Source organism: Campylobacter lari subsp. lari (genome assembly GCF_013372185.1).
GTDB classification, from domain to species: Bacteria; Campylobacterota; Campylobacteria; order Campylobacterales; family Campylobacteraceae; genus Campylobacter_D; species Campylobacter_D lari.
Window position 1 is genome coordinate 130,703 of the sequence record NZ_CP053830.1, and the last position, 26,254, is coordinate 156,956.

24 protein-coding genes are annotated in these 26,254 nt (G+C 29.4%); 9 read left to right on the plus strand and 15 right to left on the minus strand.

Features of this window, described 5'->3' with window-relative positions; genetic code table 11:
• Window positions 1-6: 6 nt before the first annotated feature.
• From CLLT_RS00760 to recA, 4 genes are all read right to left on the minus strand, one after another.
• The gene (locus tag CLLT_RS00760) at window positions 7-690 is read right to left on the minus strand and encodes an AMIN domain-containing protein (RefSeq protein WP_012660898.1); all 684 of its coding nucleotides are present in this window, start codon (window positions 688-690) and stop codon (window positions 7-9) included.
• Window positions 680-841: a hypothetical protein gene (locus CLLT_RS00765; protein WP_163197158.1), complete on the minus strand. Its 162-nt coding sequence runs from the start codon at window positions 839-841 to the stop codon at window positions 680-682. Before CLLT_RS00765 ends, CLLT_RS00760 begins: the two co-directional genes overlap by 11 nt.
• A 116-nt stretch (window positions 842-957) precedes the next feature.
• Window positions 958-2,202, minus strand: coding sequence for a phosphopyruvate hydratase (gene eno, locus CLLT_RS00770; protein ID WP_074693050.1), 1,245 nt, complete (start codon window positions 2,200-2,202; stop codon window positions 958-960).
• A complete protein-coding gene (gene recA, locus CLLT_RS00775) occupies window positions 2,202-3,236 on the minus strand; it encodes a recombinase RecA (RefSeq protein ID WP_012660901.1) in 1,035 nt (344 codons plus the stop codon). The genes eno and recA overlap by 1 nt, the downstream gene beginning before the upstream one ends.
• 110 nt (window positions 3,237-3,346) lie before the next feature.
• Between recA and CLLT_RS00780 the strand changes: the two genes are divergently transcribed.
• The 3 genes from CLLT_RS00780 to CLLT_RS00790 are packed head-to-tail and all read left to right on the plus strand — an operon-like array spanning window position 3,347 to window position 5,276.
• The gene (locus CLLT_RS00780) at window positions 3,347-4,210 is read left to right on the plus strand and encodes a menaquinone biosynthesis family protein (RefSeq protein ID WP_012660902.1); all 864 of its coding nucleotides are present in this window, start codon (window positions 3,347-3,349) and stop codon (window positions 4,208-4,210) included.
• Between the two features lie 26 nt (window positions 4,211-4,236).
• Window positions 4,237-4,503 carry a flagellar biosynthesis protein FliQ gene (fliQ, locus tag CLLT_RS00785; protein WP_012660903.1) on the plus strand — a complete coding sequence of 89 codons (267 nt, stop codon included), beginning with the start codon at window positions 4,237-4,239 and terminating at the stop codon, window positions 4,501-4,503.
• Window positions 4,500-5,276, plus strand: a complete 777-nt coding sequence (locus CLLT_RS00790) for a UDP-N-acetylmuramate dehydrogenase (protein WP_012660904.1) — start codon at window positions 4,500-4,502, stop codon at window positions 5,274-5,276. The genes fliQ and CLLT_RS00790 overlap by 4 nt, the downstream gene beginning before the upstream one ends.
• Here CLLT_RS00790 and CLLT_RS00795 read toward each other — a convergent pair.
• From CLLT_RS00795 to topA, 5 genes are read right to left on the minus strand one after another with little or no spacing between them, the layout of a single operon-like run.
• Window positions 5,269-5,919, minus strand: coding sequence for a hypothetical protein (locus CLLT_RS00795; protein ID WP_070255483.1), 651 nt, complete (start codon window positions 5,917-5,919; stop codon window positions 5,269-5,271). The genes CLLT_RS00790 and CLLT_RS00795 overlap by 8 nt on opposite strands.
• Window positions 5,919-6,677 (minus strand): 3'(2'),5'-bisphosphate nucleotidase CysQ family protein, encoded by a 759-nt coding sequence (locus CLLT_RS00800; RefSeq protein ID WP_074693052.1) that lies wholly within the window; start codon window positions 6,675-6,677, stop codon window positions 5,919-5,921. Before CLLT_RS00800 ends, CLLT_RS00795 begins: the two co-directional genes overlap by 1 nt.
• A 39-nt stretch (window positions 6,678-6,716) precedes the next feature.
• Window positions 6,717-7,895, minus strand: coding sequence for a cation:proton antiporter (locus CLLT_RS00805; RefSeq protein ID WP_074693053.1), 1,179 nt, complete (start codon window positions 7,893-7,895; stop codon window positions 6,717-6,719).
• Entirely contained in the window at window positions 7,876-8,712 is an 837-nt protein-coding gene (locus CLLT_RS00810; protein ID WP_012660908.1) for a biotin synthase, read from the minus strand. The genes CLLT_RS00805 and CLLT_RS00810 overlap by 20 nt, the downstream gene beginning before the upstream one ends.
• Window positions 8,712-10,799, minus strand: coding sequence for a type I DNA topoisomerase (gene topA / locus CLLT_RS00815; RefSeq protein WP_074693055.1), 2,088 nt, complete (start codon window positions 10,797-10,799; stop codon window positions 8,712-8,714). The genes CLLT_RS00810 and topA overlap by 1 nt, the downstream gene beginning before the upstream one ends.
• A 130-nt stretch (window positions 10,800-10,929) precedes the next feature.
• Here topA and CLLT_RS00820 point away from each other — a divergent pair, with 130 nt between their 5' ends.
• The 3 genes from CLLT_RS00820 (at window position 10,930) to CLLT_RS00830 (ending at window position 16,242) form a co-directional block, all read left to right on the plus strand.
• On the plus strand, window positions 10,930-12,639 hold the full coding sequence (locus CLLT_RS00820) for a motility associated factor glycosyltransferase family protein (protein WP_074693056.1): 1,710 nt from the start codon (window positions 10,930-10,932) through the stop codon (window positions 12,637-12,639).
• Window positions 12,640-12,714: 75 nt separating this feature from the next.
• On the plus strand, window positions 12,715-14,427 hold the full coding sequence (locus CLLT_RS00825; RefSeq protein WP_115613971.1) for a flagellin A: 1,713 nt from the start codon (window positions 12,715-12,717) through the stop codon (window positions 14,425-14,427).
• A gap of 102 nt (window positions 14,428-14,529) precedes the next feature.
• Window positions 14,530-16,242, plus strand: a complete 1,713-nt coding sequence (locus tag CLLT_RS00830) for a flagellin A (RefSeq protein ID WP_115613972.1) — start codon at window positions 14,530-14,532, stop codon at window positions 16,240-16,242.
• Between the two features lie 27 nt (window positions 16,243-16,269).
• Here CLLT_RS00830 and CLLT_RS00835 read toward each other — a convergent pair whose 3' ends face one another.
• From CLLT_RS00835 to pseI, 4 genes are read right to left on the minus strand one after another with little or no spacing between them, the layout of a single operon-like run.
• Window positions 16,270-18,144 (minus strand): motility associated factor glycosyltransferase family protein, encoded by a 1,875-nt coding sequence (locus CLLT_RS00835; protein ID WP_074692558.1) that lies wholly within the window; start codon window positions 18,142-18,144, stop codon window positions 16,270-16,272.
• The gene (locus CLLT_RS00840) at window positions 18,141-19,892 is read right to left on the minus strand and encodes a motility associated factor glycosyltransferase family protein (protein WP_074692556.1); all 1,752 of its coding nucleotides are present in this window, start codon (window positions 19,890-19,892) and stop codon (window positions 18,141-18,143) included. The genes CLLT_RS00835 and CLLT_RS00840 overlap by 4 nt, the downstream gene beginning before the upstream one ends.
• Before the next feature lie 16 nt (window positions 19,893-19,908).
• Complete coding sequence (locus CLLT_RS00845; protein ID WP_074692555.1) at window positions 19,909-21,825, minus strand: motility associated factor glycosyltransferase family protein; 1,917 nt, start codon at window positions 21,823-21,825, stop codon at window positions 19,909-19,911.
• Window positions 21,826-21,828: 3 nt separating this feature from the next.
• Complete coding sequence (gene pseI / locus CLLT_RS00850) at window positions 21,829-22,863, minus strand: pseudaminic acid synthase (protein WP_074692552.1); 1,035 nt, start codon at window positions 22,861-22,863, stop codon at window positions 21,829-21,831.
• Window positions 22,864-22,973: 110 nt separating this feature from the next.
• Here pseI and CLLT_RS00855 point away from each other — a divergent pair, with 110 nt between their 5' ends.
• From CLLT_RS00855 to CLLT_RS00865, 3 genes are read left to right on the plus strand one after another with little or no spacing between them, the layout of a single operon-like run.
• Window positions 22,974-23,396, plus strand: coding sequence for a chemotaxis protein CheX (locus CLLT_RS00855; protein WP_074692551.1), 423 nt, complete (start codon window positions 22,974-22,976; stop codon window positions 23,394-23,396).
• On the plus strand, window positions 23,393-23,689 hold the full coding sequence (gene fliN / locus CLLT_RS00860) for a flagellar motor switch protein FliN (RefSeq protein WP_012660919.1): 297 nt from the start codon (window positions 23,393-23,395) through the stop codon (window positions 23,687-23,689). Before CLLT_RS00855 ends, fliN begins: the two co-directional genes overlap by 4 nt.
• Entirely contained in the window at window positions 23,686-24,444 is a 759-nt protein-coding gene (locus tag CLLT_RS00865; RefSeq protein ID WP_074692549.1) for a hypothetical protein, read from the plus strand. The genes fliN and CLLT_RS00865 overlap by 4 nt, the downstream gene beginning before the upstream one ends.
• On the opposite strand, the gene CLLT_RS00870 is transcribed toward CLLT_RS00865, so the two are convergent.
• Both CLLT_RS00870 and CLLT_RS00875 read right to left on the minus strand, forming a co-directional pair.
• The gene (locus CLLT_RS00870; RefSeq protein WP_012660921.1) at window positions 24,441-25,937 is read right to left on the minus strand and encodes a Ppx/GppA phosphatase family protein; all 1,497 of its coding nucleotides are present in this window, start codon (window positions 25,935-25,937) and stop codon (window positions 24,441-24,443) included. The genes CLLT_RS00865 and CLLT_RS00870 overlap by 4 nt on opposite strands.
• The gene (locus CLLT_RS00875; RefSeq protein WP_012660922.1) at window positions 25,937-26,182 is read right to left on the minus strand and encodes a YfhL family 4Fe-4S dicluster ferredoxin; all 246 of its coding nucleotides are present in this window, start codon (window positions 26,180-26,182) and stop codon (window positions 25,937-25,939) included. Before CLLT_RS00875 ends, CLLT_RS00870 begins: the two co-directional genes overlap by 1 nt.
• Window positions 26,183-26,254: the final 72 nt, after the last annotated feature.

Here is a 26,254-nt window from a genome sequence, read left to right on the forward strand (position 1 = left end):
AAACTCTTAGCGGTAGTTAAAGGTATGTAAATTTTCACCTTGAGAATACTTATAACTATATTTTCCATCAAGATATATTACCAAACGATAATACCCTTTATGCGAACCAAATACAACTTTTCTAACTTGTGCTGTATTAACTTGCAGTGTTTTGGTATTAAAATTTTGTTTTTTAGCAAAATCTATAATGATTTTAGTAGGATCTCCTATAGATAGATGTCTTAGTATTTTATCTTGGGTTTTGATATTGATTTTGTTATTGTAAAAACCAAGAGAAATAAAATTATAAATATTTCCACTAAAAAGTGGTGTTTCTATGTTTAAAGTAGTGTTATTTTCTTCTGTTTTTGAGTTTTTATTTCCTTGTTTTTGTGGTACGGTTACAGATACATCAAGTATAGGCGTGGCATTTGGACTTTTAGTTTTTATAAATGAATAGGTATCATGCCAGTTAATGCTTTTGTATATATCCAAAGTGGTTTGTTCTTCAGAGCCATCAAGGTTGACATAAGTAATGGTAATATTTTTTAAAATTCTCGCATCAGAATTAAAGTTAAAATCTTGCCTTTGGAAAGGGCTAAGTTTTGCAAATTCGGCATTTTTTTGTTCTATATTGTTATCAAAAGGATTGTCTTTTGCATTTAAAAATACACAAGTAAGTAAAAACAATATAAAAAATTTAATTCTCATGTGAATTTTCTCCCTTAAGTCTTAAAAGTTGCAAATATTCTTTTTGAGCTTGAGCATTTTTAGCTTTTAAAGTCATTATGTTTTTTTCTAAAATTTTTTGTTCTTCTTTAAGTGTTAGTAGCACATCTAGTGAAGATTTACCAAAAAACATATTACCAAAATACATAGCAACGATAATAGCTACAAATGATAATGCAATAGTTTTTATTAGATGATGACGAGCCTCCTTTTTTTTAGAATGCTCATCATACTCTTTTAATAAATCGCTCAGAGTTTATCTCCTAAGTACTCATCATTATCAAGTTCAATTTCTAATAAACGATTATATTTTGCAGTTCTTTCGCCTCTTGCTAGAGCTCCTGTTTTAATTTGCCCTGTATTTAATGCTACTGCAAAATCAGCTATAAATGCATCTTCGCTTTCGCCGCTTCTATGGCTCATAATGCATTTATAATTATTTCTATGAGCTAATCTTACTGTTCTCATAGTTTGAGTGATAGTTCCTATTTGATTAGGTTTAATTAATACAGCATTTGCCATATTTTTTAAAATTCCCTCTCTTAAAATATCTTCATTAGTTACAAATAAATCATCACCCACAAGTTGAATTTTATTACCAAGTTTTTGAGTAAGCTTAATCCATCCTTCATAATCATCTTCAGCTAAGCCATCTTCAATGCTAAAAATAGGGTACTTAGCACATAATTCTTCATAACGAGCGATTAAATCTTCATTTGAGAAAACTTTACCTTCTAAGTGGTATTTACCATCTTTATAAAGCTCGCTACTTGCTACATCTAGCGCTAGTTTGATTTTATTTTCATAGCCTGCTTTTTTAATACAAGTCATTAAAAGATCAAGAGGTTCTGTGTTATTTGCTAAATTTGGAGCAAAACCACCCTCATCTCCTAAAGCTGTAGAGTGGCCTAAAGCGGCTAATTCTTTTTTTAATATTGCATAAATTTCACAAACTGATCTTAAGCCCTCTTTAAAGCTTGAAAAACCAAAAGGCATAATCATAAATTCTTGAAAATCTACATTATTATTTGCATGAGCACCACCATTTATGATATTACACATTGGTACAGGCAATACACTTGCATTTGCCCCACCTAAATATCTATATAAAGGTATTCCTAGGGCATTAGCAGCTGCGCGTGCTGTAGCCATAGAAATTCCTAAAGTTGCATTGGCACCTAAATTTGAATAATTTTTAGTTCCATCAAGCTCTAAAAGAGTGTTATCTAGTTGAGTTTGATTAAACGCATCAAGCCCAATGATGTTTTCAGCTATTGTGCCATTGATATTTTCTATAGCTTTTAAAACGCCTTTGCCACCAAATCTTTCATTATTATCTCTAAGTTCTAAAGCTTCTTTTTTTCCTGTGCTTGCTCCGCTTGGAACTATAGCACTACCCATGCTTCCATCACTTAGCATAATTTCAGCTTTTATGGTAGGATTGCCTCTACTATCTAAAACTTCAAAAGCTCTTAAATCTTCAATAATTAGCATTATTCTTCTCCCTCATCATCTTCTTTTGCACCTAAAATCATGCTATCAATGCCAATGGAATTTTGTATAGCTTGAGTGATTTCATCTGCAATAGCTGGATTTTCTTTCAAAAAGGCTTTAGCATTTTCTCTACCTTGACCAAGTTTAGAAGCTTTATAAGAAAACCACGCACCACTTTTATCGATAATATCAAGTTTCACACCATAATCTATTAACTCGCCCTCACGGCTAACACCCTCTCCAAACATCACATCAAATTCAGCTTGTTTAAATGGAGGTGCGACTTTGTTTTTGGCTACTTTTACTTTAACGCGGTTTCCAATAGGCTCATCGTTTTGTTTTAAAGTAGCGGTTTTTCTAACATCTAAACGCACTGAAGAGTAAAATTTAAGTGCATTACCACCTGTTGTAGTTTCTGGAGTGCCATAACCCATCATACCTATTTTCATACGAATTTGATTGATAAAAATCACCGTTGTGTTCATTTTATGCACTATTCCGGTTAATTTTCTTAAAGCTTGGCTCATTAATCTTGCTTGAAGACCTACATGTTGATCTCCCATATCGCCTTCTATTTCAGCTTTTGGAGTAAGTGCGGCCACACTATCTACTACTATTAAATCAATAGCCCCACTTCTTGCTATAGTTTCAACAATCTCTAAAGCTTGCTCACCAAAATCAGGTTGAGAGATGTAAAGATTTTCTGTATCTACACCCAAATTTTTCGCATATTTTACATCAAGAGCATGCTCAGCATCTATAAACGCACAAACTCCGCCTTTTTTTTGACATTCTGCTATGATGTGTAAGGTAAGTGTGGTTTTACCTGAACTTTCAGGTCCATAAATTTCTATAATTCTTCCTTTTGGAACCCCGCCAATTCCTAAAGCTAAATCCAGTCCAACCGAACCTGTAGGAATAGAATCAATTTTTTCAACTTCTTTATCGCCAAGTCTTAAAATAGTACCTTTTCCAAAGGTTTTATCAAGACTTTTTAAGGCTGCATCAAGTGATTTTCTTTTATTATCATCCATGCTTGTTAATCCTTTTATAATATGTTTAAAATTGTATCAAAAAGAAATTTAATATAAGTTTTTATTTTGAATTTTGCTAAAATACTTTTTTAAATTTTTCAAGGAAAAAAATGAATAAAAAAATTAGTGTAGCGCACTCTCCTGATGCTGATGATATTTTTATGTATATGGCGATTAAATTTGGTTGGGTTGGAAATGCTTATAAGTATGAAAATACAGCTTTAGATATACAAACTTTAAACGAATTAGCCTTGCAAAATATATATGATGTTAGCGCGATATCTTTTGCGCTTTATCCTTTAATAGCTAGTGAATATGCTCTTTTAAAAACTGCTGTGAGCTTTGGCGAGGGCTATGGGCCAAAGCTTATTAAGAAAAAAGATAAAAAATTAAAGCCAAATTTTAAGGTTGCTTTAAGTGGAGTACACACTACTAATGCTTTAATCTTTCGCATAAAATACCCTCAAGCTAGGATAATTTATAAGAATTTTTTAGAGATTGAAAAGGCTGTTTTAGAAGATGAAGTTGATGCTGGTGTTTTAATACATGAGAGTATTTTAGAATTTAATGATGATTTATGTGTTGAGGCTGAACTTTGGGATATTTGGCAAGAATTAGCCAAAGATGACTTGCCTTTACCTTTGGGTGGTATGGCACTTAGAAGATCTTTACCGCTTAATGATGCTATAGCGGTTGAAAAAGATTTGATTAAAGCAGTAGAAGTAGCAGATAATAACAGAAAAATTCTAGCTTCCATGCTTTTAGAGCGTAATTTAATACGCGTTGATGCGCAAAAACTTGATGTGTATTTAAATTTATACGCAAATAAAAACTCTATAAATATGAATGATAAGCAATATGAAGCTATAGATAAGCTTTTTGAGCTTGGGTTTAATCATGGATTTTATGAGAAATTAATTAAAAGCAAAGATTATCTTATACCTAGTGAGTATGAAGAATTTAGAAATTCTTGATAGAATTTGAATTTTAAGGAGTAAATATGGAAAGTACTTTAGTGGCCTTGGGTGTACAAACTTTTAAAATCACACTTATGCTTTCTTTGCCTATGCTTTTAGCAGGGCTTATTGCAGGGCTTATAATAAGTATTTTTCAAGCTGTAACACAAATTAATGAAGCTACGCTTTCTTTTGTGCCAAAAATTTTACTTGTTGTTGTGGTGATAGTATTTTTAATGCCTTGGATGATAAGCTCTATGATTGATTTTACAACGAATATCTTAAATCAAATTCCAAGCTTTATTCGATGATTATCGATTTTTCTAAATATTCTTCTGTGCGTATAGGTGAGAGCTTTGAAGTACAAGTGCTTGAAGAGCCTTGCGAATTTGATGGTTTTTTAATAGGCGGGGCAAATAATCTTTTAATCTCTCCAGAACCCAAAAAATTAGGAATTTTAGGGAAAAAATTTGATTATATTAAAATTTTAGAGCAAAATGAAAAAGGCATGTTTTTAGAGATAGGCTCTAGTGTGAAATCTTTTAAAATGTATCATTTTGCCAAAGAAAACAATTTAAAAGGCTTTGAGTTTTTAAGAAATATCCCAGGAACTTTGGGTGGAATTTTAAAAATGAATGCAGGATTAAAAAATGAGGATATTAGTAAAAACTTAATTAGTATTTGTACTTTTAATCAAGAAATTTTAAAACAAGATATCGCATTTGCTTATAGGTTTAATCCTATTAAAGAAGTAATGTTTAGCGCAAAGTTTTTTTTAGAATATGGATTTGACCCAGTTAAAGATGAGCTTTTAAAAAATGCAAGAAAAAATCAACCCAAAGGTGCTAGTTTTGGATCTATTTTTAAAAATCCCAAAAACGATCATGCAGGAAGGTTGATAGAAGCAGTTGGTTTAAAGGGTTTTAATAAAAATGATGCGATGTTTAGTAATGAACATGCGAATTTTTTGATTAATAAAAAACATGCTAGTTTTGATGATGCTATGTTTTTAATAGAGCTTGCTAAAAAAAGAGTTTTTGAAGATTTTGGGATTTTTTTAGAAGAAGAAGTGGTGATTATATAGTATTTTTGATATCTTCATAAACAATTTTAGCTATTTCTTGGACTAATTCTTGATAAGATTTATTTTTATCATTTGTGCTAAATTGAGTATTGATAGTAAGAATTTTATGATCTTTTAATTTTTTTGTTTTAGCATTAAAAAGCTTATACTCTATGTCGGCTTTGACTTCAAAATTGGAAAAAAGCAAGAAATTTTGTTGGCTTGCTTGAATGCTTTTTAAATCTAGCAAAATAATAAAATCAGCCTTTTTAAAACGATTAAATTCTAAAAACTCACTTGCATTGATGAAATTTTTATTTGTTTGCAAGATATTTTGACTATTGATATAAGTTTGATTTTCTTTTTGACTAAGCAAGGCAAAATTATTTTGCTCATTTAAAATAGCACTTAATGCTTTTAGCGTATCTTTTGCCATGCTTTTAGCATCGATTTTTAAATTTGAAAAATAAAAATTATATTCTTTTTCATAGCTTGGTACTAAAGCTAAGATGCTAATATGTGAGAGTTTGTCATAATTTATATTTTGTTCAAGATTGATGATATTAAAATCATCGTTATTTTTTAATTTTATAATTTTTTTATTTGCAAAAGAGTTAGCATAAATAGCACTTAAAAAACAAAAAAATATTAAAAAAAATCTCACTAAAAACCTTTTAATTTAAATTCATCCTTAGCAAAGGCTATAAAACTTGGAAGTTTAAAATCAGGACTATTATAATTTAAAGCTTTTTTATCAAAATCTTGCATTATTCCACCATTTTGTTTGACCAAAAAATCTCCCGCAGCTATATCCCAAGCTTTTGGGCCACCAAAACGCGGGTAAATTCCAGCTTTTGCTTCAAGCAAATACACAAATTTCAAAGCAGATGAAACCTTAATGCCCTCTAGTTTATTTTGAATGAAAAAATCTTCATTATTATCATGATTTTTAGAGTAAAGGGCTATATTTTTAACCTTTTCATATTGCTCTAAACTAAGATTTAAAATTTCATTATTTTTATAGACTTTAGTATGAGCATGTGCATAATAGTATGCATTATTTTCCACATCGCCTATGAGTGAAAGCATAGGGGTATTTTTATGGATTAATGCGATTAAAACACAATATTCTTTATCTTTTTTAGCATAAGATTTAGTGCCATCAAGAGGATCTATAAGCCAAAAATACTCTAAATTTTTTCTTTCTTCATAAGAAAGTATGTTTTCTTCAGAGCATATAGCTATATCGCTTGAAGTCAAAATCTCACTAATAGCTTCATTAGACTTTATATCAGCCAAACCTACTGGAGAATCATCGTCTTTAAGCCACAAGGTATTTTTATCTTTATATTCAAGCAATACTTTTGAGGCTTCCTTGCCTGCTTTTAAAGCTAATTCTAAAAGTGCGTCTAAATTTTTCATAAAAAAAGTATAGCAATTTTATATAAATACTTAGTAGAATTATTTTCTACTAAGATTATTGATAAATTTTATCAAACTAATAGCTAAAATTGCTTCAAGCAAAGCAGTAAGCACTAATCCTGAGTATATATCTTGAGTGATGATATTAGTTTGGTAAGAAAGCGTAGCCACTGCGATGAGTAAGGTTAGTGGCATAGAATGGCTTAGGCCAAATAAAAAGGTATTTTTTAAACCAAGTATTTTTATAAAAGTCATAGCACAAAGTATTCTTAGTCCTATCATAAAGGCAGTTAGCGAAAAAGCTATGAGTAAAACTTGAGGGTTTAAAAGCATTTGGAGTTTAAAACTTGAGCCTATATAGATGAAAAATATAGGTATTAAAAAACCATAACCAAAACTAGAAAGTTTATGCTCTAAGTCTTTTTTATGATCAAAAAAAGTAGCTATGAATGAACCTGCTATAAAAGCCCCAAGTGCAACTTCAAGTTTAAAATAAATCATAATCGCAACTATGGCTATGAAAATGGCCATACAAAATCTTATGTCTTTTTCATTTTGATCTTGCCAAGGCATAAGTATGGTTTTAAGTTGCGGATACCACCAAAAAAGCACTTCTAAAAATTTAAATCCAAATATACAAAGTGCTAAAAATCCCACAAGATATAATAAATTTTGTGTTAAGGAAAAAATGTCTTTTCCTTGTCCTAAAAAAGCTGCTGTGATGGTTAATAAAACTATACTTACTACTTCTGCTAGTGTGGCAACTATCATAGAAATATTTAACCAATCACAATTTTTACCAAAATCTCTATACAAAGTAGAAAGCAAGCCAACGCTCATTATAGGTATAATAATGACAAAAATATAAGAAATGTCCACGCTTTCAACTGCTAAAACGCTAAAAGCATATAAAAGTATGATGTAGATAAAAGATTTATTAAGTAAGCTTCTTTCTGTATTTAAAAAGGTTTTAAGATTAATCTCCATACCCGCAATAAACATAAGATAATAAAACCCCGCATTAGCTAAAAGCTTAAAATTCTCACTTTCTCCTATAAAACCCAAAAATCCTATAAAAGAGCCAAGCATAATTTCAGTGGCTGAAAGCGGGAGTTTTAAAAATTTAGCAATATAAGGTGAAGTTAGCAAACACCCTGCTACGACTAATAAAATTTTTAAATCCGTAGCAGCTTGAGCATCAATGGCATGAGCTAGCAAAGCTAAATCCCATTTGTTTTAGTTTTTGTATGTCTTTGCTAGGTTCTTCGCCTTTAGTTGTAAGATAATCACCTACTACTATAGCACTAGCTCCTGCGTCAAAAATTTCATATTGTCTTTCTTTTAACACTACCTCTCTACCACCTGCTACCATGATATGTGCATTTGGTAAGTCTTTTTTAGTGTCTTTGATGATATTTAACGCCTCATCAGGATCAAGTAAAGCTTGTTTGAGTTTTAAATTTTCATTTGGTATGAAAAAATTAATAGGCGAGGAAAAAGGATCAAGTTCTTTTAAACTAGCTCTAAAACTTTTTCTATCAGCTTCGCTTTCTCCAAGACCATAAATTCCACCACAGCAAAGCATTAAACCTACTTCTTTAGCATAAAGATTAGTTTGAAATCTTTGTTCCCAAGTATGCGTAGAGCAAATGTTTGGGAAAAATTCTTTGGAAGTTTCTAGATTATGATTATAAGAAAAAATTCCTGCTTTTTTTAATTCTTTGAGTTGTTCTAAATTGGCTATACCATTGCAAGCTATAAGTAAAAGCCCTTCTACTTCTTTTTGCACTGCGTGAGCTACTTTACACACATACTCAAGTTTTTCATCATCAAGTCCAGCGCCTGCTGTGACTAAACAAAATCCCAAAGCCTCATTTTTTTTAGCCATTTTAGCTTCTAAAACAATTTGATCTATATCTTTTCTTTTATATTTGTTGATATTTGTTTTCACATGAGCGCTTTGGGTGCAATATTTGCAGTCCTCACCGCACCCTCCACTTGCTATATTAGATATAGCACAAAGCATAATTTGCATTAGATTTCCTTTTTGATTTTACATTTTAAGCATTCTAAAAATGTGCCTTTTTTTAATTCTTTAATTATTAAATTTTCACCACATTCTTCGCATTTTTCTTCACTCGGCTTGTATTTGCTTATAAAATTACATTTTGGATAAGCACTACATCCATAAAATTTACCACGCTTAGAAAAACGCTCTACTATCTCACCTTTTTTACACTCTGGGCAAGTTAATCCTATGGAATTTACTTGTTTGGCTTGAGTTTTTTCTTCGTTTTTATTTTCTTGTTTTAAATTTCTTGAATATTTACATTTTGGAAAATTTAAACATGCTATAAATTCTCCATATCTTCCTTTTCTTATAGCAAGCTCACCACCACAATCAGGACAAGTTTCATCTATTTTTGTAATAGTTTTTTGGCTTTTTATATTTTTTTTACCCTCATCAATTTTTCTCATAAAAGGAAAGTAAAATTCTCTTAAAAGCTCTTGCCAATCAAGCTTTCCTTCTGCTATCTCATCTAAAGATTCTTCCATTTTAAAGGTAAAATCACTATCTACTATATCGCTAAAATTTTGTTCTAAAACTTCTATCACATTAAATGCTATTTCATTTGGGATAAGTTGTTTTTTATCTATACGCACATAATCTCTTGCGCTAAGTAAAGAAATAGTTGGAGCATAAGTAGAAGGGCGTCCTATGCCTAAATTTTCAAGTTTTTTTACAAGTCCAGCTTCAGAATATCTAGAAGGTGGCTCTGTAAAATGGGAATTTAATTGTATATCTTGAATATTTAATTCATCATTTAAATTTAGTAAAGGTAAGATTTTGTCTTTATCCATATCTCCATAAGCTTTATAATGTCCATCAAATAAAATTTTTCTACCACTAATTTTAAAAATAGCATCATTAGAGCTTACAAAAACATTTTGACTTTGAGAAATTGCTGCTTGCATTTGACTAGCTATGAAGCGATTATAAATTAGCGTATAAAGCTTTGCCTCATCTTTGTCTAAAAATTCATTTGCAAGTTTAGGAGTAAAGCTTAAATTTGTAGGTCTTATAGCCTCATGTGCTTCTTGAGCGCCTTTGGCTTTTGTGGCATAAATGTTTGCTTTAGCTGGTAAATATTCTTTTCCAAATTCATCTTTTATAAGTTTTCTTACTTGCTCTAATGCTTCTTTGGCTATATTTAAACTATCAGTTCTCATATAAGTGATTACACCCATAATACCTTCATGAGTTTTTACACCTTCATAAAGCTTTTGAGCTATCATCATAGTTTTTTTAGGGTTAAATCCCAAGCGATTACTAGCGCTTTGTTGCAAAGTAGAAGTCATAAAAGGTGGTGGTGGGGTTATTTTTCTATCTTTGCTTTCTATGTTATTTATTTTAAATTTAGCATTTTTGCAAGCTTCAAAGATTAATTTTGCTCTATCTTCGTTAGTTATGGTAAGTTTTTCTATTTTTTGGCCTTGAAATTCTACCAATTCAGCTTCTAAATCTTTTTTAAAAATTACATCGATACTAAAATACTTTAAAGGAGTAAAAGCTTTAATTTCTCTTTCTCTATCTACTATGATTTTTAATGCTGCACTTTGAACACGGCCTGCACTTAGACCTTTTTGAATTTTTTGATTGAGTAAAGGGCTTAATTTATATCCTACAATGCGATCAAGCAAGCGTCTAGCTTGTTGGGCATTAACGCTATTTATATCAAGATGTCTTGGATTATTTAGTGCATTTTCTATAGCTGATTTTGTAATTTCATGAAAAACTATCCTAGGTAATGAATTTTCATCTTTATTTATAGCTTTTGCTATGTGATAAGCTATAGCTTCTCCTTCGCGATCCTCATCGGTTGCAAGATAGATTTGTTTTGCATTTTTTGCTTTTTCTTTTAATTCTTTTACTAAAGTAGAATGATCGCTTGAAATTCTATATTCTGGTTTGAAATTTTCATCTTCTATTTTTATACCAAAACTACTTTTTGGCAAATCTCTAATATGACCTTTAGAGGCTATTACTTCATAATCTTTTCCTAAAAAATTTCCTATAGTTTTTGCTTTAGCTGGTGATTCTACTATTATTAAGTTTTTCATTTATTACCTTAAAAATATAAAAATTGCTAGAAGTGTATAAAAAAAAGTTAAATTTTTTGCTTAGATGGGTTTTTAAATAAAATATAATTAATGTTATAATTTTCTATAATTTAATTTCATAGGATATATAATGTTTTTGCAAAAAAATTTACAAGCTTTAGAATTTACTAACAAACCCTTACAAGAAAAAATTCTATCTTTAAAACAAGATTTTATCGACATCTTTCCAAGCCAAACACCCTTTGTACCATCAAAAGATGATTTAATGATGCCAAATATATTTTTTTGTGGCATTGGAGATGGACTTTTTTTAAAAAAACTTATCAATAAACATATATTTATATTTGATAAGGTTGAGTTTTTTGCAAATGTTTTAAGTAAGATGGATTTAAGTCAAGAACTTTCAAGCGGAAAAATATATCTTTGTGATGTAGAAGAAAAAAGGCTAGAAGAATATCTTTGTTTGCTTTTTTCACAAAATGAATGTTTTGAGTATTTAGGGCTTTTTAAGCTTTTGCCTTATAGTGAGTTTTATGATCAAAGCCCAATGTTTGATTTTGCTTATAAAATGTGTATTGATGCTATTGCTAGAGTGGTTGGCAATGTTGATGTAAGCTTTAAAATGGATAGTAAAATCTATAAACAATTTTTATTAAATTTGCCAGCAGTATTTCAAAATTCACCCTTCGCTAGATTTATCTATGAAAATAAGACAAAAAACAAAAGTGTTATAGTAGTTTGTGCAGGGCCATCTTTAAATAAACAACTTGAACTTTTAAAAAAATATCAAGAAAATTTTGTAATTTTTGCTGTAGATGCAACCTATAAAACCTTGCTGAAAAATGATATTTATCCTGATTTTGTTTTTACTATGGATGTGCATGAAGAAAAATGGATTTGTTTTTATGAGAATTTACCTAAAAATGAATTTAAAAAGCCAGTTTTAGCTTTTAGTGCTTGTATTAATGAAAAATTAAGAGCTAAATTTGATCAAGAACAAAATAAATTTTTTATCTTACAAAATTTAGATTATCAAGAAAAATTTCATTTGAATGATTTTGGTTATTTAGATATAGGATTAAACGTAGCACATTTTGCTTATAATCTTGCTATAGCTTTAAAATTTAAAAATGTGATTATAATAGGGCAAGATTTAGCATATGGTGATGATGGAAAATCTCATGCAGACTATGATGTTTTTAATTTCACCCCTGTAGAATCAATCGAGCATTCTATAAATAAAAAGAAAGTTTTATCTTATGGTAAAAAAACTCTAGTTGAAACTAATATAGCTTGGGATGAATTTAGAAAAAGATTAGAAGTAATATTTCTTTCAAATTCTCAAATAAATTTTTATAATGCCACAGAGGGTGGAGCTTTTATTGATTATACTATTGAAATTTCTTTTAAAGAAATTTTAGAAAAATTAAAAGATTATAAAAAATCATATATTTTGCCAAATCCATTAAGTGTTAATAGACAAGAAAAATTATTGAAAAAAGTTTTAGAACAAATTCAAAAAGAACATAATGAGCTTTTGTTATTGCATGAAAAAGCACAAAATCTTATACAAATTCTAGAAGAAAAAAACCACATGCAAGTAGAAGAGGATGTTTTACATTTTAATGAGTCGATAAATAATTCTTATATCTTTCAAAGTACTATGTATAAGCCTTTATTTTATTATAAAGGATTATTTAATATGAAATATTATCAAGAACCACAAAATGCAAATTTACACTTTAAAGATTTTTTAGAAATCTTTTTAGAAATTTGTTCAATATCTTTAGAAAATTTGGATTTAGCCATTAAGCAATATAAAAATATCTTAAAAGTATAAATTATTTTTATTTTTTTTCGATATAGCTTTTAACAACTGCATGGAAGTGGTTGAATTTATTTAAAAGGATTTAAAATGGGATTTCGTATAAATACTAATGTGGCATCTTTAAATGCTCAAAACAACGCAAATTTAAACTCAAGAGCATTAGATAGTTCTTTATCTAGACTTAGTTCAGGTCTTAGAATCAACTCAGCTGCAGATGATGCTTCTGGTATGGCTATTGCAGATAGCTTAAGATCTCAAGCTAATACTTTAGGTCAAGCTATAAATAATGGTAATGATGCTTTAGGTATTTTACAAACAGCTGATAAAGCTATGGATGAGCAACTTAAAATCTTAGATACTATCAAAGTAAAAGCAACTCAAGCTGCTCAAGATGGACAAAGCACTAAGACAAGAAACATGCTTCAAGCTGACATTAACCGTTTGATGGAAGAACTTGATAATATCGCAAACACTACAGCATTTAATGGTAAACAACTTTTAAGTGGTGGTTTTACTAATCAAAGCTTCCAAATCGGTGCTCAATCAAATCAAACCATCCAAGCTAGCATAGGTGCGACCCAATCAAGTAAAATCGGTGTTACTAGATTTGAAACAGGTTCTATGTCTCATAGTAGTGGTGTAGCTCAACTAACTATTAAAAACTATAATGGTATAGATGATTTTAAATTCCAACCTGTAGTAATCTCATCATCAGTAGGTACTGGTATGGGTGCTTTAGCTGAAGAGATTAACAGAGTTTCTGATATCACAGGAGTTAGAGCTAATTTCTTGGTTCAAACTACTGGAGCTGGATCTATAAAAGCTGATAAAACTTCACAAGATTTTACTATCAATGGTGTAAGAATTGGTGAAGTTGAATATAAAGATGGTGATGAAAATGGAGCCTTAATTTCAGCTATTAACTCAGTAAAAGATACAACTGGAGTTGAAGCTTCTAAAGATGCTAATGGTAGATTAGTGCTTAACTCAAGAGATGGTAGAGGTATAGAAATCACTGGTAGCATGGGACCTGGTGCAGGTATTTTAAAAGATGATTATAAAAACTTTGGTCGCTTATCATTAGTAAAAAATGATGGTAAAGATATCTTAATATCAGGATCTAATCTTTCTGCTATAGGTATGGGCACAGCTGATATGATATCACAAGCTTCTATATCTTTAAGAGAATCAAAAGGAAATATCGACACCCATGTAGCCGATGCTATGGGCTTTAATGCTTACAAAGGTGGCGGTAAAATGGTGGTTACTTTCGCAACTATTTCTGCTTTTATGAGCTCTGCTGGTAGTGGTATGAGTGCGGGTTCAGGGTATTCTGTAGGTAGCGGTAAAGATATGTCTGCATTATATGAAGGAAATCTTGCTTTTGTAACAGCGTTTTCTGTCGCATTTGGTTTTAGTGCAAAAGGTGATGGAACCTCTCAATTTGCTGCATTTATTGCTACAGGAACTCAAGGTCAAATAGCTGCCAAAGATCAACAAGCTGGAGTTACCACACTAAAAGGTGCTATGGCCGTTATGGATATAGCTGAAACTGCTATTACTAATCTTGATCAAATCAGAGCAGATTTAGGTGCGGTTCAAAATCAAATCACAGCTACACTAAATAACATTAGTGTAACTCAAGTAAATATTAAATCAGCTGAATCAAACATTAGAGATGTTGATTTTGCGGCTGAGAGTGCAAACTTTGCTAAGTATAACATCCTAGCTCAAAGTGGATCTTATGCTATGAGTCAAGCAAATGCTGTGCAACAAAATGTAATGAGATTATTACAATAGTCTAATTTCCCAAACGCCTTGAAAACAAGGCGTTTTTTCTTTTTATTTTTGGAATACTTTTTGCTTTAAATCTTTTCAAGCAATTTATTGAAAGGATTTAAAATGGGTTTTAGAATAAACACCAATATAGGCGCAATGAATGCGCATGCAAATTCAACTATCACTGCAAGAGAGTTAGATAAATCTCTATCTAGACTTAGTTCAGGTCTTAGAATCAACTCAGCTGCAGATGATGCTTCTGGTATGGCTATTGCAGATAGCTTAAGATCTCAAGCAGCAACTCTAGGTCAAGCAATTAACAATGGTAATGATGCTATAGGTATTTTACAAACAGCTGATAAAGCTATGGATGAGCAACTTAAAATTTTAGATACTATCAAAGTAAAAGCAACTCAAGCTGCTCAAGATGGACAAAGCACTAAGACAAGAAACATGCTTCAAGCTGATATTAACCGTTTGATGGAAGAACTTGATAATATCGCAAACACTACAGCTTTTAATGGTAAGCAACTTTTAAGCGGTGGTTTTACAAATCAAGAATTTCAAATCGGCGCTCAATCAAATCAAACTATAAAAGCTAGCATAGGACCAACCCAATCAAGTAAAATCGGTGTTACTAGATTTGAAACAGGTTCTATGTCTCATAGTAGCGGTGTAGCTCAACTAACTATTAAAAACTACAATGGTGTGGATGATTTTAAATTCCAACCTGTAGTAATCTCATCATCAGTAGGTACTGGTATGGGTGCCTTAGCTGAAGAGATTAACAGAGTAGCTGATGTAACTGGAGTAAGAGCAAGTTTTTTAGTTGAAACCACTGGTGTTGGCCCTATAAAAGCCGGGGTTACAAGCGATGATTTTGCTATTAATGGGGTTAAAATAGGTAGAATAGAATATCAAGATAGTGATCAAAATGGAGCCTTGATAGCTGCTATAAACTCAGTTAAAGACAGCACTGGGATCGAAGCTTCAAGAGATGCTAATGGTAGATTAGTGCTTAATTCAAGAGATGGTAGAGGTATAGAAATAACTGGAGATATGGGACCTGGTTCTGGTGTTTTAAAAGATGATTATAAAAACTTTGGTCGCTTATCATTAGTAAAAAATGATGGTAAAGATATATTAATATCAGGATCTAATCTTTCTACTATAGGTATGGGCACAGCTGATATGATATCTCAAGCTTCTGTATCTTTAAGAGAATCAAAAGGCAGGATAGACACTCATGTAGCCGATGCTATGGGCTTTAATGCTTACAAAGGTGGCGGTAAAATGGTGGTTACTTTCGCAACTATTTCTGCTTTTATGAGCTCTACTGGTAGTGGTATGAGTGCGGGTTCAGGGTATTCTGTAGGTAGTGGTAAAGATATGTCTGCATTATATGAAGGAAATCTTGCTTTTGTAACAGCATTTTCTGTCGCATTTGGTTTTAGTGCAAAAGGTGATGGATCTTCTCAATTTGCTGCATTTATTGCTACAGGAACTCAAGGTCAAATAGCTGCTAGAGATCAAGCTCCAGGTGTTACTACGCTTAAAGGTGCTATGGCTATGATGGATATAGTTGAAACTGCTACAGCAAATCTTGATGCTATCAGAGCTGACATTGGTGCTGTGCAAAATCAAATCACAGCTACACTTAATAACATTAGTGTTACTCAAGTAAATATTAAATCAGCCGAATCTACTATCAGAGATGTAGACTTTGCAGCAGAAAGTGCGAATTTTTCTAAGTATAACATCCTAGCTCAAAGTGGATCTTATGCTATGAGCCAAGCAAATGCTGTGCAACAAAATGTTCTAAAACTTTTACAATAAATCCAAAGGTAAGGAATTTTCCTTACCTTATATTAATTTTCTTTTTTCTAAGATATCTTGCAAAGGCATGATGGCTATTTTTAACGCTTTTTCTTGAATATTTACAAGTTCGCTGATATCTTCTATCCAAGTTTTATGAGCTTCTATCCAAGCTACTAATTTATTTTGTTTGTCACTTTCATTATGCATAGCATGAACATAAATTTTAGAAAATGTGCTTTCAAGATGAAATAAAGAAGGAGTTATTGCTTCTTGCATAAATATAAATTTATTACTTTCTATTTGTCGTTTTAAATCATCAATTTGAGTATTTAGCTCATTAAGAGTATAGCGAATTTTACTTTTTTGATTTAATGCCTTATGTAATTTTTTACATTCTTTTAAAAATTTTTGACTATTTTTTATATGTTCTTTTATACGCTTATAAGCTTGTAGCATTAATTTTTCGCGTTGATCTTTTTTTAAAGGGTGTAATTTTGCAAAAGGTTTTTTTATATCTTGTGTGAGTAATTTTTCACAAAGTTCCTTAAAAGGCTTTTCTATAGCTCCTTCTATTCTAGCCCCACCTTCTGTTGCATTATAAAATTTAACATTTTTTTCTTTACTTATTAAATTTTCAAATATTTGCTTAAATAAAACCCAAATTTTAGAGCTTTGAACTACACCTTTGCCTCCATAAGCCAATATTTCATTTTTACCTTTATCTTTTTCATATTCATTAAACTTATCTCCATAGACAAAGCCTTCGCTATGAGATTTCCCATCATCACTATAGGCTAAATCTTGCCCTATTATGATAATATTTTCATGACCAAGTAAAATTGCTAATTCTGCATTCATATGTGCCACACTCATCCCACATTGCATATAACCAAACTCATGAAGCCCTAAAGAATAAGCAAAAGGATAAGCTCTTGAAACCAAGATATAATTTCTTTTGTTTTTTTCTAAAAATTTAATAGCATCTTTATAAACTAATGATACAAGGATAAAAGTAATATCTTTATCAAAATCTTTAAAATCGTTATCAAAACATTTCGTAACTGTTTTAGTTCTTTCAAGCATACAAACATAATCAGGTTTGATGCCTTCTTTGGCAAGTACAGCATAAGCACTATCTACGCAAAATATAGTTGCTTTATTAGCATATTTTTTTAGCAAAGGAAGTTGTTTTTTTAAAGATGGTCCAGTAGCAACCAAAATGGCGGTCTTGCTTTTGTTGGTTCTTTTTTTCTTTAATTCATTAAAACTTGGATGATTGATCATTTTTGGTAAATTTAATACAAATTGTTCAATCCCTTGTAAAGCATCTATAGGATCATTGCCTTTTCTTAAAGCCAAACTTCTAATGGCTTGGATGTTTAGTGTGTTTATATAGTTTATATCTTTTTTTTGTTCTTCATAAAATTTTGAATGAATATGTAAATTATATGTTTTTAAAAATAAATTTAAAAATGAACATAGAAAATCAGCTTTAGCATAATTCATTTCTTCATTATGGATTATGATAAATCTTCCGCTACCAAGCTCATCATAAAAATCTATCATATTTAAGGCCAAAAAGATAAGCTCAATATCTTTTTCATAAACTATGATTTTTTTATGTTCTTTATTTGCTAATAAGCTTTTGTATAAAATTCCATTTCCAAGTCCATAAAAAAATAAAACAGGATATCTTGCATAATCATTTTGAAAAAGCTTTAAATTCTCTTGTAATTCTAATAAAGGATTTTCATATATTTTTTTCGTGCTTTGAAAAATGACATTGCAATTTAGCGGATCTTTATCAATAATATAAGTAAAATCTTTTAATTGCTTTATTTTTTGAAGCTTTTTTCTTAAATTATCATACTGCTCGCCTTTTAAGGCTTTGAGATTTTTTTTGAAAATTTCAGTTTTCATATATTATCCTTGTTTTTATTTAAATTCTCACTAATAGTTTCATTGTATTTTTTTAAATATAAAATTATTTCTTGAAAAAATTCAATTTGGCTTTGCAAAAAAACATTTTCGTCTTTTTCTTTTTCAACTTTATATTTTAAAACATCACATTCATTTTGAAAGTGTCTTGCCTGTAATATATCGGAAAAAAAATCACTTTTTGGAATTTTTATCCTAAGCCTTTCTAATTTTGTTAAATTTTTTTCTTTAATAGCTTTTTTGATCTCATTAATAAATATCTCACTTTGCTTTGTTTGTTTGATAAGCTTTTCTTTGCATTGTTTGATTTTTTTTTGTGGATTTTTTGGTTTTGTTAAGGTGATGTTTTTGTCAATTTTTTCTTTTAACATTTCTTCGCAAAGCTCTTTAAATGGCTTTTCTATGGTTCCTTCTATCCTAGCTCCACCTTCTGTTGCATTATAAGTAGTGATTTTTAAAATATTTTTTGCCAAAGCTATATCTTTTTCAAAACTTTTTAAAAATAAATACCATGTAAGCTGAGTATTTACCACACCTTTTCCACCATATGCAGTAATTTGCTTATAAATTACTTCTTCATCGCCTTGATCTCCGTATATATGCTCTTTTGGATGTGATTTTCCATCATCACTATAGGCTAAATCTTGTCCTATTAAAATAATATTTTCAAATCTTAAAGCTCCAGCTAATTCATATGCCATATTAGCCACGCTCATGCCATTTCCCAAAAACCCATATTCTTTTAAGCCAAGCTTGCTTTCAAAAAACAATGGTCTTAAAACAAGCATGTATTTTCTATCATTTTTTTCTAAATACTCTATAGTTTTAGGATGAGTTAGTGAAGAGATTATAAATAAGATATTTTCATCAAATTTGCCAAAGTCATTATTAAAAAATTCACTAGTCATCTCTTCTCTTTCTAAGGAAAAAACATAATCAGGTTTAATCCCTTCTTTGGCTAATATAGGATAAGAGCTATCAGCGCTAAAAATCACTACATTTTCTTGATATTGTTTTAATAATGGAAGTTGTTTGATTAAAGAAGGGCCTGTGGAGACTATAATGGCATTTTTGTATTTTTGTTTTTTTTCTTTTAAAAAGGTTTGAAAAGGAGTGTGAGTGATGATTTTTTCTAGACTAATTACATTATGTTTTATACCAATTAAAGCATCTTTTGGATCATTTCCCCTACTTAAAACCATAGTTTTAATGATATTTACTAAATTTTGAACCAAAATATTTGCTTTTTCCATATAAAAATTTGCATAAAATTCATCATAAAAATGAAAATTAAATATTTTAGCACTGTATTTGATGTGTTGATAATTAAATAAAACTTTTAATTGGGCTGTGTTGATATTTGGAGTAAAAAATAAAATCAATTTTTCCTTTCTTAAAAATGCGGAAAAATCATTTAAATGAAAAGCTAGATATAAAATTTCTAATTCTTCTTCAAAGATTACGATATGCTTTAAGTGATGATTTTTAAAAAGTTTTATAAAAAATTTTCCATCGCCAAAGCCGTAAAAAAACAATACTGGATATAATTCAAATTTTTCAAAGTCAAAAGAGTGATTTTCGTCTAAGAATACTTGATTGTATGTATCAAAAATTTTGTTCTCTATAAGTTGAAATCTTTGAGTGTTAGTCAGTTTTCTTAATTCATAAGCTAAAATTTGATCTACTTCAAATAAGGCTTGAGTGTTTTTTAAAAATAATTCTTTATTCATATTTTTCCTATGGGATTTAGTCTTGATATAATTTTTTATTTTGAATTTTATGAATATATTTTTGTATATTATTTTCTATTAAAATATTTTCAAATCTTAAAAAGTTTTTTTCTATAACTTCTTTTAAAATTTGAATATGATTTTCTATAAGCACAAACCATTCTAAATGCTCTTTTATCCATAATAATTTTTTATTATAAGCATCTTCTTGAGTTTTTGGATGCAATACATAAATTTTTGCTAGATTTAGCTCAAATTGTGTTAATAAAGGATTAATAAATTCTCGTGTGATTGTAATTTTGTCTATTTGATTTTTAAAGATATCAATTTCTTGGATTATTTTAGAAAAATTATTTTCATCATTAATTAAAAAATGTATTTTATTAATTAACGATGATGATTTTAAAATTAAGCTTTCACAAATTTTACCAGCTTGGTGTAGTTTGTAAAAAGATTTCAATAATAATTCTATCTTTTTTTCTTTGTTTGTTTCATCAAGCTTGGCAAAATTCTTTAAAGCTTCTTTTGCTAATAATTCTTCACAAAGTTCTTTAAAAGGCTTTTCTACAGCTCCTTTTATCCTAGCTCCACCTTCTGTGGCATTATAAGTAGTGATATTAAAACTATCTTTTGCTAAAATAATTTCTTTTTCTAATTCTAATCTAAACATATCCCATACTTTATGGGTTTTCACTTGCTCTTTTCCACCATATGCTAAAGTATTTATATGAATCCTGCGATATGTATCACAAGTGCTAGAATAATGATAATCTTTAGGATGAGAACTACCATCTTTAGCATAAGCAAGATCTTGTCCTATAAAAATTATATTTTCATGTTTAAGAAGAATTGCTATAAAATAAGCCATATTTGCTACGCTTGGACAACCGCTTATATAGCCATTAGATTTTAAATTAAGAAATTTTACAAAAGATAATAATCTTTGAGTTATAATAAATTTTCTATTATTTTGTTTTAAATATTTTATTGTATTTGGATGTACTACATTCATCAATATAAATAAAATATTCTCATCAAAATCCCCAAAATCATTATTAAAAAACTCACTTGTTTTTTCTAATCTTTCTAAAGAAAAAACATAATCAGGCTTAATTCCTTCTTTAGCTAATATAGGATAAGAACCATCAGCACAAAATATACTAGCATGATTTGCATATTGTTTTAAAAGTGGAAGTTGTTTGGTTAAAGAAGGGCCAGTGGAGACTATAATAGCATTTTTGTATACTTTTTCTCTTTTTAAAATCAATTCATTAAAACTTAAATTTGAAATCAAATCAGGTAAATTGTAAAGATAATTTTCTATGCCTATTAAGGCATCTTTTGAATCGTTACCATGACCTAATATAATTTGTTTTATGTGTTTTTGCATGTTTTCATTAGTATTTAAAATTTCATCATGATATTTTTCATAATAATCACAATGAATATCTAAAAAATATACTCTTAAAAAATGAAAAAAAGGATCATTGCTACATAAAATTTGAAAATCAAGCTCATTTAGCTCTTTTATATCTAATATAATTAAAGCATCATCATTTAATTCTTTGCTAAAATCAACAAAATGAAAACTTAAATAAATAAATTCAAGCTCGCATTCAAAAACAACAATTTTTTGATGATTTTTATTTTGTAAAAGAGCTTTGTATAAAATTCCATTTCCAAAGCCAAAAAAATAAAATACAGGGTATAGAAAATATTTATCATTATATAAATTTAATTTTTCATTTAATTGCGCTAAAGAATTTTCATAAAGCTTGCTTTTTGTGATTTTATCATTACTTATAAAATTTATATCCAAAGGATCAGAGCCAATGCTAACTTTAAATTTATTTGCTTTTAGATTTTTTAATTTATTTTTTAAATTTTCATTTTTTAAAGAATTAAGATTTTTATTAAATAACTTTTTGTCCACAATTTACTCCATAAAATCTTCTTTTTTTAATGCTTGTCCAAATTTTATATCATGATTTGCTTTTTTACCAAGTATAAGAGATAAAAATTTAGGATGCAAGCCTAAATTTGGCCTTATGCTTTTTACATTTTCTAATGTAAAAATTTCTCCTTTTTTGATATCTTTGTTTGCATATAAACTTCTTGCAAAATGGCGATTTTTTAAGGTTTTTTTATCCATTGCTAAATTAGCCCCACCCAATGCTTGCTCGCTTAAGCGCACCATAGAACACATTTGTTTAAATTCTTCATAATCAAGACTAAATTTAGCATCAGCGCTATTTAAAGCTTTATCTAATATGAAATGTTTTTCTATTACTCTAGCGCCAAGTGCTATTGCTAAAGCAGGAGCTAAAAATCCCTCGCTATGATCACTTAAGCCAATTATAGTTTTAAATTTTTCTTGCAAAGTTTTAATAGCATTTAGATTTAAATCACAAATTTGTGAAGGATAGGCTGAAGTGCATTTTAGCAAAATTAAATTTGGGTTGTTTTCTTCTTTAAAAATCTTAACAACTTCTTCAATTTCTTCCATAAATGCAATGCCTGTAGAAACCAAAGTGGGTTTTTGCTCTTTTGCAACATAACGCACAAAATCATAATCATTTATTTCAAAAGAAGCGATTTTGTAAGCTGGTGGGTTAAATTGTCTTAAAAAATTCACATCTTCTTTAGAAAAAGGACTAGAAAAGCAAATCAAACCTTCGTTTTTAGCGCACTCAAATAAGCTCTCATGCCACTCGTATGGAGTTTTAGCTTCTTCATATAGCTCATATAATTTTCTACCATGCCACAATCCACCTTCAATGATAAAATCTTTTTTATCACAATTTAAAGTCAAACTATCTGGGGTGTAGGTTTGAATTTTTATAGCATCAGCCCCTGCTTTTTTGGCTGCTTGTATAGTTTTTAGAGCTGTTTGAAGATCATTTGCATGATTTGCTGAAAGTTCTGCGATGATAAAAACTTTTTTATTTAAATCAAAATTTTCTATAAACACTATATGCCTTAAAATTATAATATTTTATATATTTTATAATGAAATTATTAATTATGATTAAAGGTTTATTTAGTAAAATAAATTTATTATAAGTTTATTAAGGAAAAACTATGACTAAAACACTTGAGTATTCGATTTATCATTTTTTTGAACATATTCTAAAATTAAAAATTTCACCAAAAAGCGTGATTAGAGGTGAACTTTATGGGGCTTCTATACCTTTGTATTTTAAGGATGAGGAATATAGTTTTTATTTGTTTTTTCAAAAACAAGCATTAAATGAAATTGCACAATTTTTATTACATGAAGAATTAAAAGAAGATGGATTGGCAGATTTAGTTAAAGAAGTGGCTAATCAAATCATAGGCTATGCGAAAAAATTACTTAATGATACTAATGGAAAAGATGAATATCGTTTAGGAGTTCCTGAGTATTTAGGGCGTATTGAAGGATTTTCAAAAATTAAACTCAAAGAAAAATTTACTTATGAAGTAAAAAATGCTTCCTTTAGGATAGGTTATAAAAAAATATGATAGAAGATCATTTAGGATTATTGCAATCTTATGAAGATATTTTAGATATTAGCGTTGACTTTGTTAGTGAGCTTGGCACGACTAATATGAGTGTGAGAGAACTCTTAAAGCTAGAAGTTGGTTCTGTTATTGATCTTGAAAAGCCAGCTGGTGAAAGTGTGGAGCTTTATCTAAATAAAAGAATTTTTGGAAAAGGCGAGGTGATGGTGTATGAAAAAAACCTTGCCATAAGGATTAATGAGATTTTAGATTCTAAATCAGTATTGCAGTATTTTAAAAAAGAATTGCAATGAAATTTATTTTGATTTTACTACTTGCTTTGCCTCTTTTTGGGGCAAAAATTCTTGATTATAATATCTATCCTAGAGAAGATAGAGTGGATATTACTTTTTCATTTGATATTCCCTATAAAGAGGGTATTAGTCAGAAGAGAAAAGGTGATATTATTATCTTTACATTAAATGCTCAAAGCGTTAAAGAAGAAGATAAAACATTAAATTCTAGCATTATTAAAAAAATAAAAATTTTTTCAGAAGACAAAAAAACTTTTATAGCCTTAAGTGTTGGCGATAAGATACAAATTAATGCAGATACGATTGGTGAATACGGATTGAGATTGCGCGCTCAAAAAGAAGGTGTAAATTTAACAACTAAAAAAGCTTTGGAAGAAAAAAATGAGGAGATAAAAATGCAAGAGTATGATTTTACAAATTATATTTTAGTTGTAAGTGTTTTGATACTTTTGCTTGTTGGGCTTTGGTTTTTAAAAATGTATTTAAGGCAAAAACATCCTTTAGATAGAAATTTTACTTTGATTTTTCAAAGACCACTTGATAGACACAACCAACTTGTAGTCTTTGAGTATGGCTTAAAACGCTATACTATGATCGTAGGAAATTCTAATGTGGTATTAGAAACGAGTGAAGCTATGATGAAAAATGAGGAGCAAAATAAAACACCTCAAAAACCAAAAGAAAAAGACTTTGATTCTTATTTTGAAGAAAATAAACAAAGATTGCAAAATTTACTTTTAAAACAAAATACTTAATTAGATTGATTAAAAGCTAAAACAATAAGTTTTGGCTTTGAAATTTTTTTGATTTCTTCTTTTGAGAAATAAATTTGTTTTTTTGTTGAATAAATATACAAGGTATGATTTTTTAATGTAAAATCAAGATTTTCATCGCTATCTTTGGCAAGTTTTTTTGCTAGTGCTAGAATAAAATTAAGCCAAGCTAATATATGGTTATTTGGTAATAATTCTTTAATGTGTTCTATAGCAAGGGGATTTATTTTTTTACCATTGGCTTTTAAAAGAGTTGTGATAAGTAAAATTTCTTTGTGTGAAAAGCCAAAGTTTAAACCACTCATTGCCATATAGGCACTATGTTCATTAGCAAAATAAAAATTAATTTTTTCACCTATATGAGCTAGTTTAGCAGCGTTTAAAAGCTCTTTTTTAAAATTTGAATTTATTTTGTGAATAGGCAAAAGTACATCAAATAATTTATTTGCAAAATAAGCACTTTTATCTTTATAATCAACACCAAAGCGATCTTGTAAGGATTTTAAGCTTGGGTTGAAATTTGGTGGAAATTTGGCATTAAATTGCGAAAAGTCATTGGTGTCATTTTTTATTTTGGCGTATTTTTGAAAAAGATTAGATAAAAACACACCTTCTCTAACACCTACTGCAGAAGTGATGATATTTTTAGCTTTGAGTTTTTTAGCTAAGGCTAAAAATATGACACAACCTTCTTTTATGGTATCAAAACGATCTTTTTTGATATCAAAATCTATTAAATTTTTTGCATTTTGAATTTTTTCTATATAACTTTTCTCTTTTTCAAAATTGTAGCTGAAATTATGGATTATTTTTAAAGGATAGGAATTTTTTTTCATTATAGAATTTGACAATGCTCTTAAACTTCCACCTATGGCAATAATATTTTCGTTTTGAAAATGTTTTGGAACTTGCATTAAAGTTTCTTGTATGAATTGATCTAGGGCATTTAATCTTTTAGTGTCATAAAAAATTTCTTTTAATCTTACGGTTCCTAGATCAAGTGAAATACAATCTACAATTTTACCTTCTTTAATCAAGCAAAGCTCGGTTGATCCACCACCTATGTCTATGGTGGTGGCATTTTGAATATTTGATAGCAAATTTAATGCAGCAAGACCACCTAAAAATGACTCTGTTTTTCCATTAATGCATTTTATATTTAAACCCACATTTTTTGATATTCTAGCAATAAATTCTTTTGCATTAGGCGCATCTCTTAGTGCAGAAGTTCCAACAGCAATAATTTTCCTACATTTTTCTTTTACAGCTTTTTCTTTAAAATAAGCTAGCGCCTCTTCAGCCTTAAGCATGGCTTCTTCTTGGAGGATTTTGTTGTTATTATAAGCATTTTCTCCAAGCCTTACTTTCTTTTTGTGTTCACTGCAAATAAAAAAACCATATCTTGAAGTTCTTTCAAAAACAACCATACGAACGGAGTTAGAACCAAGATCAATTACCGCTGTTTTTTTAGCCATTAAATATCTTTATTTTTATGTTTTAAGCGAAGTTCGTCAATGCTTTCTACATTATCAGGATCAGGTATGATGCAATCTACCGGACAGGCCACTATACAGGCTGGTTCTGAAAATTCATTCACACATTCAGTGCAAAGATCAGGATCTATAACATAGATTGGATCATTATCATAAATTGCTTCATCTGGGCATTCTTCTCTGCATGCATCACAGGATATACATTCTCTAGTGATTAAAAGTGACATACTTTTCCTTTTATTGATAATAAAGCAAACTTATACTATATAAAAACTTATAGCTAATTTAAAAAGAGGTAA

Bases quoted from the DNA above. Each gene is read 5' to 3' on its own strand.
- CLLT_RS00760 (WP_012660898.1), bottom strand. From the start codon at position 690: ATGAGAATTAAATTTTTTATATTGTTTTTACTTACTTGTGTATTTTTA.
- CLLT_RS00765 (WP_163197158.1), bottom strand. From the start codon at position 841: ATGTTTTTTGGTAAATCTTCACTAGATGTGCTACTAACACTTAAAGAA.
- eno (WP_074693050.1), bottom strand. From the start codon at position 2,202: ATGCTAATTATTGAAGATTTAAGAGCTTTTGAAGTTTTAGATAGTAGA.
- recA (WP_012660901.1), bottom strand. From the start codon at position 3,236: ATGGATGATAATAAAAGAAAATCACTTGATGCAGCCTTAAAAAGTCTT.
- CLLT_RS00780 (WP_012660902.1), top strand. From the start codon at position 3,347: ATGAATAAAAAAATTAGTGTAGCGCACTCTCCTGATGCTGATGATATT.
- fliQ (WP_012660903.1), top strand. From the start codon at position 4,237: ATGGAAAGTACTTTAGTGGCCTTGGGTGTACAAACTTTTAAAATCACA.
- CLLT_RS00790 (WP_012660904.1), top strand. From the start codon at position 4,500: ATGATTATCGATTTTTCTAAATATTCTTCTGTGCGTATAGGTGAGAGC.
- CLLT_RS00800 (WP_074693052.1), bottom strand. From the start codon at position 6,677: ATGAAAAATTTAGACGCACTTTTAGAATTAGCTTTAAAAGCAGGCAAG.
- CLLT_RS00810 (WP_012660908.1), bottom strand. From the start codon at position 8,712: ATGCAAATTATGCTTTGTGCTATATCTAATATAGCAAGTGGAGGGTGC.
- topA (WP_074693055.1), bottom strand. From the start codon at position 10,799: ATGAAAAACTTAATAATAGTAGAATCACCAGCTAAAGCAAAAACTATA.
- CLLT_RS00820 (WP_074693056.1), top strand. From the start codon at position 10,930: ATGTTTTTGCAAAAAAATTTACAAGCTTTAGAATTTACTAACAAACCC.
- CLLT_RS00825 (WP_115613971.1), top strand. From the start codon at position 12,715: ATGGGATTTCGTATAAATACTAATGTGGCATCTTTAAATGCTCAAAAC.
- CLLT_RS00830 (WP_115613972.1), top strand. From the start codon at position 14,530: ATGGGTTTTAGAATAAACACCAATATAGGCGCAATGAATGCGCATGCA.
- CLLT_RS00835 (WP_074692558.1), bottom strand. From the start codon at position 18,144: ATGAAAACTGAAATTTTCAAAAAAAATCTCAAAGCCTTAAAAGGCGAG.
- CLLT_RS00840 (WP_074692556.1), bottom strand. From the start codon at position 19,892: ATGAATAAAGAATTATTTTTAAAAAACACTCAAGCCTTATTTGAAGTA.
- CLLT_RS00855 (WP_074692551.1), top strand. From the start codon at position 22,974: ATGACTAAAACACTTGAGTATTCGATTTATCATTTTTTTGAACATATT.
- fliN (WP_012660919.1), top strand. From the start codon at position 23,393: ATGATAGAAGATCATTTAGGATTATTGCAATCTTATGAAGATATTTTA.
- CLLT_RS00865 (WP_074692549.1), top strand. From the start codon at position 23,686: ATGAAATTTATTTTGATTTTACTACTTGCTTTGCCTCTTTTTGGGGCA.
- CLLT_RS00870 (WP_012660921.1), bottom strand. From the start codon at position 25,937: ATGGCTAAAAAAACAGCGGTAATTGATCTTGGTTCTAACTCCGTTCGT.
- CLLT_RS00875 (WP_012660922.1), bottom strand. From the start codon at position 26,182: ATGTCACTTTTAATCACTAGAGAATGTATATCCTGTGATGCATGCAGA.